This window comes from Mycolicibacterium canariasense (assembly GCF_002101555.1).
Lineage (GTDB): Bacteria > Actinomycetota > Actinomycetes > Mycobacteriales > Mycobacteriaceae > Mycobacterium > Mycobacterium canariasense.
Genome location: NZ_LQOL01000036.1, coordinates 88,656 through 96,017, shown reverse-complemented (window position 1 = coordinate 96,017; position 7,362 = coordinate 88,656). Strand labels below are relative to the sequence as shown.

Annotated in this window: 9 protein-coding genes; 3 read left to right on the top strand and 6 right to left on the bottom strand. The window is 67.0% G+C overall.

Annotated features, from left to right (window positions below; translation table 11 throughout):
- Window positions 1-437: 437 nt before the first annotated feature.
- The gene (locus tag AWB94_RS07415; protein WP_036376916.1) at window positions 438-626 is read left to right on the top strand and encodes a hypothetical protein; all 189 of its coding nucleotides are present in this window, start codon (window positions 438-440) and stop codon (window positions 624-626) included.
- Between the two features lie 19 nt (window positions 627-645).
- Here the strand turns inward: AWB94_RS07415 and AWB94_RS07410 are convergent, their stop codons facing one another.
- Window positions 646-1,359 carry a hypothetical protein gene (locus tag AWB94_RS07410; protein ID WP_051579169.1) on the bottom strand — a complete coding sequence of 238 codons (714 nt, stop codon included), beginning with the start codon at window positions 1,357-1,359 and terminating at the stop codon, window positions 646-648.
- Window positions 1,360-1,749: 390 nt separating this feature from the next.
- Here AWB94_RS07410 and AWB94_RS07405 point away from each other — a divergent pair, with 390 nt between their 5' ends.
- Window positions 1,750-2,064, top strand: a complete 315-nt coding sequence (locus tag AWB94_RS07405) for a hypothetical protein (protein WP_036439621.1) — start codon at window positions 1,750-1,752, stop codon at window positions 2,062-2,064.
- 96 nt (window positions 2,065-2,160) lie between these two features.
- Here the strand turns inward: AWB94_RS07405 and AWB94_RS07400 are convergent, their stop codons facing one another.
- The 5 genes from AWB94_RS07400 to AWB94_RS35720 form a co-directional block, all read right to left on the bottom strand.
- Complete coding sequence (locus tag AWB94_RS07400) at window positions 2,161-2,481, bottom strand: hypothetical protein (protein ID WP_036439623.1); 321 nt, start codon at window positions 2,479-2,481, stop codon at window positions 2,161-2,163.
- Window positions 2,482-2,525: 44 nt separating this feature from the next.
- Entirely contained in the window at window positions 2,526-3,482 is a 957-nt protein-coding gene (locus AWB94_RS07395) for a GNAT family N-acetyltransferase (RefSeq protein ID WP_163642402.1), read from the bottom strand.
- A gap of 173 nt (window positions 3,483-3,655) precedes the next feature.
- Window positions 3,656-4,012, bottom strand: coding sequence for a hypothetical protein (locus AWB94_RS07390; protein WP_131524832.1), 357 nt, complete (start codon window positions 4,010-4,012; stop codon window positions 3,656-3,658).
- A gap of 313 nt (window positions 4,013-4,325) precedes the next feature.
- A complete protein-coding gene (locus AWB94_RS07385) occupies window positions 4,326-4,628 on the bottom strand; it encodes a helix-turn-helix domain-containing protein (RefSeq protein WP_051579170.1) in 303 nt (100 codons plus the stop codon).
- A 175-nt stretch (window positions 4,629-4,803) separates the two neighbouring features.
- On the bottom strand, window positions 4,804-5,565 hold the full coding sequence (locus AWB94_RS35720; RefSeq protein WP_036439629.1) for a hypothetical protein: 762 nt from the start codon (window positions 5,563-5,565) through the stop codon (window positions 4,804-4,806).
- Between the two features lie 180 nt (window positions 5,566-5,745).
- Between AWB94_RS35720 and eccB the strand changes: the two genes are divergently transcribed.
- Window positions 5,746-7,356, top strand: a complete 1,611-nt coding sequence (gene eccB / locus AWB94_RS07375; RefSeq protein ID WP_230022553.1) for a type VII secretion protein EccB — start codon at window positions 5,746-5,748, stop codon at window positions 7,354-7,356.
- Window positions 7,357-7,362: the final 6 nt, after the last annotated feature.

The following is a 7,362-nucleotide window of genomic DNA, read 5'->3' as shown; positions in this document are numbered from 1 at the left end:
GTTGTTGATTCTTCCTTGCCCGCAGACCGGGCAACAGAGTCGCACAACGACTGGACCACTACGAAGGGCTCACCTCAACCATGCCAGCGTCTGTGCCGTCACCGACGACCTCGTGAGTCCACGCCTGGCGGCGTCTGGGCTGTGGTGTCGGCCGCGAAGAATGTCGTGGTGCGGGGAGCGCCGGTCACCGGGTGTGGCCGGTGCTCGACGTGAAGCTGTTGTCGCAGCCTCACACCCTCGGCGGACCATTCGACGTTGAGCGCGGGTTCCCGAGACTGCACCGGTACCACGCAGCCAGCGGCATCCAGATGGCCGGCGCAGTGTCGGTCGTCAGCGCCCCGCCTACAGTTCCACCAATGAGGTGGTTCCCGTGGCGCAGAAGCGACCGTCCCGCGCCCGCGCCCGAACCGCCACCGCCGAGCCCCGCGGCCGTCCGCATCCTCGACCAACTCGTCGACCACCATCACGACGGCCCGCCGACGGCGATCGGGTGGTCCCTGCGTCACGAGGGGCCGCCGTGGGAGGCGTTGGAGGAACTTCGCCGGCTCGGCTACTGCGAGGTGACGCGCGACCAAGACATGGTCGAGGTGGATTTCACCGAGCTGGGGCGGCGTCTCTACGTGTGAAAATCGCGCCGCCCCGCACCTACTGATTCGTCGTCGGCGCCAGCACCTGCAGCCCAGTCAGGAGCAGGCCGGCGTCGCGCTGGTAGGTGGGGTTGTCGGGGTCTTTGGTCTGCACGGTGGCGGTGACGAGGTAGGGCTGGGTGCCGCTGGTGGTGAGGATCTGCAGTGCCTGGACGTGCTGGTCGGGTCCGGGTGCGCCCATGCTCGGGGTACGGAACTGGAGCTTCTCAGCGGGCAGGCCGCAGACGGTGACTGCTTCGGTGCTCATGTCTTTGGCGCCGGCGATGCGGGTGAGGTTCTGTTGGGCCTGGCCGTAGACGGTCTGCGCATCACCCGGCGGCGCGGCCTCGATGGTGATGACGATGTTGGGCGCGAACTGCTCGGCGATCAAAGATCGGTTGACCAGGGCGTATCGGATCAGTTCGCTGTCGAGCTGGGTGAACCGTGTCCAGCCTTGCGGCTCGGGCAGCCGCAGCTGCGGCTCAAGGGCGCTGCGGGCAGGCACGTCGACCATCGCCGATTCCGATGTGGCGCATGCGCTGTCGTCGCCGACGGGCGCCATGTTCGACCACGGTGACGCCGGGGCGGGCAGGGTCTTGTCGGCGAAAATGTTGCGCATCTCGTCGATGGTGAGCGGCTTCTCCTCGGTGCCGCACGCCACGGCTGTCGTCGCGGCGAGCGTCAGAATGGCAGCGGTGACCAGTTGGCGGAGAAGAGTTTTCGGACGGTTCATGGTGTCGGAACTCCATCTGCTTTCGTGGTGGGTTTGGACCGCAGCGCGGGTGGCGCGCCACAGGGACGCCCGGTCGGGAGGCGTGACGCTCGCGGGACGTGCTGCGAGTCTGCCTGGTTCCGAGCCTATGCCCGCCGGATGTGGGCGCTGTGCGCCAATTCGACGCCCGGCCGACCTGGCGGCTCAGGACGCTTGAACCCTCGGTTGTCGAGCAAGCGCGAAAGCGTCAGTGCGCGGGGCTGGCGGGCATGGCGCCGTCCTCGGACAGGCAGCCCGCTGTGGACTTGCGGGGACGGGGTTCTGGAACTGGGCGGCTGGCTGCTGGCGCAGCGGGTCGACACGCCCTTTCCGCGGACACCGCCGTGAAGGCCGATGAGAGAATCGAGAGCCATGACCTACCGTGACTTTGCAGGCGGAACAAAAGTGTTCGACAGGCGTGGACGCCGGGGGCTTCTCATCTTCGACGAAGAGCCGGGCAACCCGACAATCGGTGATTGCCGGGGTTGGATCGCCTACCAGATGTTCGGCGGCGGCGAATTCGAGCGCGTGAGCGAGATGACCACGTGGAAACATGCAGAGGCAGTCCTTGGACCCTTACATGCAAGCACATATCGGGGACCGAACATCCCTGCAAGCTACAAAGGTTCTGCGGCCGACCTTGATCTGATCATGGCCCGGCTGTCGAGTGCCGGCCTGGCGGGGTGAGTGACGTCGAAGTCGTCGGTGTCCCGTCTGATTTGCGCGAAGCAGCGCCGGGAACCCGCGTGCTGCCCAGCAGTACGGCTGTGCGCCGCGGCGTCCTCAGCCGTCGAACGCCAGCGCCAGCGTGAACAGTGTCATCGGCGCGAACGGCACCGAGGCGAGCACCACCAGCAGCACCGGGATCACCCGCCGGCTGGTGATCGCGGCTGTCCACGCACCGAGCGCGGCGATGATTCCGCCGATCACCGCGACCCGGTTGCCGACCACGGCAGTACCCGGTGGCGCGATGCCGTTCATGAGCTTGTCGGTCATGTCGGGGTCGCGCAGCACCGCCCAGATCAGCAGGTAGGCGATGGCCATCGCGGCGAGAGCGGTGATCGACAGCAGCACGGCGCGGTCTCGGGCCTGTTCCTGACTCATGGTTCCATCGTCAGTCAAAGCAGCGGCGTCACGAATCGGTAGAACTACTTGGATCCGTGCGAGCGGGGTCGATGTGGCGATGGCTCCCGATCGCCGCGGCGGCATGGCGGGCACAGTCCGGCGTAGACGATGAGCTGCTGGTCTTCGTCGGATGCCCAGGAGACGTGAACGTCGGGTTGATGTTGTCCGCACGCGTCGCAGAGTGTGGCGCTGTCGAACCGCTCCACCCGCAGCGCCTGTCGTTCGGCGCACTCCCAGCACGCGCGTGTGTGGTCCGGGTCCCAGCCGATCACCATCAGCGGGCGCGGGCCAAACGCCGCGTGAAGACAGGTGGATGGATCGATCTGTGTGGCGATGATGCGCGCATAGAGCCGGTATCCGAGGTCGGCTGCGGGGGGCTGGGTTTGGCTGATTGCGGTGCGCCATCGTGTGAATTCGGCGCGGGCTGTTCTCAGCTCCCAGTTGGGGTGTTCGCGGTTGGCAAGATGCTCGCGCAGCGTGCTGCGGTATCCCCGGAAGATTGTCTCGCCGTCGATCGGCTGCACACGAATTCCACCAGCGCCTCCAGCGCGTTCGGTGGGCGTGAGGCCCGAGAAGGGGCCTATGTAGAACCCTTGGCGCCGATACCAGTTGATGGATTCGCGGCGGTGGTTCTCGACGTTGCCGTAGAGGCCTACGTGTCGGCGCGGGAGGCGCCGCACCGTTTCTGCCAGTAGGGATCGCGCGATCCCGGCGCGGCGGTGCTTTTCGGCGACGGCGAGGGCGTGGATCTTCCACCACGGCACGATTGACGGGTCGAACGCTTGCCCGCGTTGCTCGCGCAGGACGCGCAGAGTCGTGGCGGTGGGCTGGCCGGCGCCGAGCACGCCGCAGACCTCCCCGTCGGGTGTGACGGCGACGAGAGTGCTGCGATCCTCTGCGATCCTCTGTGCCGCCGGCTGGCTGAGTCCTGTGTGCGCGGAGATCAGGAGGGCGGCGTCGGTGGTGTCGGCAGGTTGCACCTCATGCACCAAATATGTCTTCCCCACGGGTTCAGCTTTATCACGTGTTGCTGACATCCCGCCTCGGTCAGGCGTTGCCACCGCGGAGTGCGTCGCGTCGACTACGCACGAATTCGGTGAACCGAAACCTGCTTCCGCTGCGTCCAATCAAGCCAGCGTTCGTGGTGAGGTGCTCAGGAGTTGTTCGCCGCCGGTGGCTCAGCGGTTTTGGGCGTGCCGGCGGGACGGACGAGGACGGCTCCGGCGAGCAGGATCCCACCAATGATCAGTGCGGGGGTGCCCCACGCTTTCCGGAACGTGGCTGCGGACTTGCACTCACCCACGTGATCGGTCGGAGTCCGGTTACGCCAGCTCTCGGCGCTCTCTTTGTCCAGGAGCCGCGCATGGCTGAGTTCGATGGAGAACGGTTGGCTGCACCGCACCTCGCTGGATGTGGCTTCGTCATGGAGGTTGATCGGGAGCAGGAGGGCCAGCGCTCCGGCGATGAGGCCGACGGCACCCACCAGTCCGAGAAACGTCCGTAGCGGCATGTACTGCTCCTGTTCGGTTGGCTCAGCGGCGGCGTGAAGTATATGCAAGTGCGTCAGCACGGATCGCCGGTGCCTGGGCACCCGCGAGTTCGATCCACAGCGGCGCAGCCGCCAGCGACTGTCACGTCCGTTGTGCAGCAGCTCGGCCACGGCTTCGGCCCGCCGGGAATCGGTGCCCCACACTGTGGACACGGCCTGGCTGGCAGCGACGGCGACAGCAGCAGATCCACGAGCGCGAGTCCGAGCTGACCGATCCCGCCGAGTGTCGGACCAGTCGCGGTGGCTCGGCGCGGCGTGGCTATATGCATAGTGATCAGCTGGCCTGGCTGGCGGCGGCGCCGGCCGCCTGGATCTCGGTGGCCTCTTTGATCAGCGTCTGAGGTGACAGCCGCAGAGCCCGCGCAATGCTGACCATTTCCGGCACCCGGCAGGGCCGCTGACCCAGTTCGATGCGTGACATGACTTTGAGGTTCACCCCGGCTTTGTCGGCGAGCTTGTCGAGCTGCATCCGTGCGCCGGTACGCCGCCGGCGGATGGCTGCGCCGATCGCGACGTCGGTGACGGTGCTGCTGTAGCGCAGTGGCTCGGCAATGGTGCCGTTGGTGTTGTCGCCCATGACTCCTCCTCACATAGTTCTCTAAAATGGAGAATAGCAGGAGAAGTTGTGTGACGGTCTGGCGCTGCATCGCGCAAGCCGGATTCGGCGTGCCGGTGTTCATGCGTCTGGGTGCCGGTGACGCGGCCTTGCGTTGACTGGCCGGCCATGGCTGAATACCGTCGGCTGGCCTGTGTCAGTCGCGCGCTGCTGCCTGCGCCTCTGGGACGGACCGGCACCGTTCGTCACGGAGCACCACGTGCCACGCGTGTGCACGCCCAGCCGCGGCCTCGAATTGCGCCGTCGGGGCGCTGTACACGGCGGCCAGCGCCCGCGAGTACGCCTGCAACGCCTCGGTGTGGGATGCCGGAAGCTCCTCGATCGCCCGCAACGTCGCGAGGTATTCCGCGGTGAACTCCTGCAGTTCCTCGGGGACGTCGCTGTCGACGGTGTCGGTCCAGCGAGACAGCGCCGGTGCCGCATCGAACTCGGGGGCGTACCCGACCACGCCCAGGAAGTTGCCCATGCAGGCATGGATCTCGTCGGCTGCGACCTTGTCGTAGGTCGGGTTCTGGTCGCTGTAGCCGGCGCTATAAGCGAATCCGTGCTCGCGGATCAATCTGTGCTCGGTGAGCACCGCGCCGCGGTGGGCTCGCCGTTCCTCTCTGGCCGCAGCGAATTCGAAGAACCGGTAACTGCCCACCACCGCGCACACCCGTGGCCGCACGTCCGGGTCAACGTCGACGGCGGTCGCCCCGGGGAACAGCACCACCCGCAGATCGAACTCCGCGATCAGCCATGCCAACGCATCCGCCCGCAGAGTCTGACCGGCGGCACGCGCGTTGCGCTCGTGGCCGCTCAGCCAGTCGGTGTCCGGGCCGGCGTCACCGAACCCGACGGTGGAATCGGCGCCGATCACCGCAGGGGCGCAGCTGAACCGGCGGCTGCTGCTATTCATGCGCGCACCGTATCGATCGCAGACGACTCTCCGGACAGCTGCGGCAGACACGCCGAGGGACGCCGGCGCAGGCCGGGGCCCAGTCGCGCCCCAGCGGCGTGTTCTTTTGCCGATTGGCCACCCTCGGAGCCGACAAGGTCCCGCGAGCAGCTGCGGGCCGGACAAGCAAGGAGACATCAGGTGCCGTGGTATCTGACAACCCCACGCCAGATCAAGGGGTTCAAGCGCGAACTCAATCGCGTGGACGAGGCGCTCTCACGCCAGGACGTGCGCGGGCTCGGTTCGCCGCTGACCCGGCTTCGCGGCGGCATGAGCGTCGGCATGGTGTTCGGGGTGCTGATCCTGGTCGCAGCATTCGTCGCGTCGTTGATCAGTCCCAAGCCTGATGCCGGTGTCGCGTCGATCATGACCACCCGAAGCGGAGGCATGTTCGTTCAGTTCAACGGCCGCCTGCACCCGGTGACCAACCTCGCATCCGCGAGGTTGATCGTCGGCAACCCCGACGAAGCCAAAGTTGTCACCGACACCGCGCTACGCAGCATGCCGACCGGGCCCCTCATGGGGATTCCGAACGCGCCCAACCTGCTCACGCCGCGCACCGACGACACCGCGACATGGACGGTGTGCGACTGGCGCGACACCGCCGTCCCGCTGTCGCTGCTGCGTTCCGGCGACATCACCACCGCGGTGATCGCCGGCTCGGACATGCTCGACGGCGGAACCGATCTCGGTGACAACCGCGCAGTGTTGGTCAAGCCGGTGACCGACCCGTCCAAGCTGTGGTTGCTCTACCGCGACACGCGAGCCGAGGTTGGCCGCACCGACTACGCCGCGCAGGCAGCGCTCGGTCTGACCCCGGCGCTGATCGATACGGCGGTGACCGTCTCCTCGGCGCTGCTTGGAGCGATCAGCCCGTCACCGGTGCTCACCGCGCCGGCGCTCGTCGACCGCGGACAGCCCAGCCCCGTGGTAACCGGGTCGGCGATCGGAGACGTGCTGACCGTGGCCACTGCCTCCGGCGCTCGCTCGTTCTATCTGGTCGGATCCTCCGGGGTGCAGCAGGTCTCCCCGGTGCTGGCCCAGATGATGATCAACACCGGCTCGGCACAGCGGCTCGTCGACGATCCGGCCACGGTACAGGCTCAGCCGCACGTGACCATCGTCGATGATTCCCGTTTCCCGTCGGCGGTGCCGACCATGATCGCCGAGCCGGCACTGTGCTGGAGCTGGGCGAAATCCCGTGGCGAACTGACTGCTTCGACGCGGATCTTCACCAACGCGCGGATGCCGCTGACCGAAGCGGGACGCGCGTCGGCGGTGAACCTGCTTCCCAACGACGGAACCGCTGAACAGGCCTCAGATTCGATCACGTTGCCCGGGTTCGGCTGGTATGCCCGCACCACCGGTGATGCCACCGATTCCGTGGCAGCCGAGCAGCTGATGTGGATCGATCCGAACGGCACCCGGTACCCGATAGATGCGGTGGTCGGATCTTCGGCCGGTGAGGTGTCCTATGACCCCACGGTCAAGGCGCTGGGATTCGACACCATCGCACCAACCCCGATCCCGTGGGCAGTGGCCAAGCTTTACGCACCGGGAGCCACCTTGTCGATCAAGAACGCACAGGTGATGCAGGGAACGCTTGTACCGCACTCACAGGTGCCCAATCCTCCGACCAGTAAAGGTCAGCGGCCACCCGAGCCCGACTCGCAACCGAGCGACGAGCCGGTCACCGAAGCCGACCCCGAAGCCGACCCCGAAGCCGATCTCGCCGCCGAGCCCGGCGCCTGATCCCCA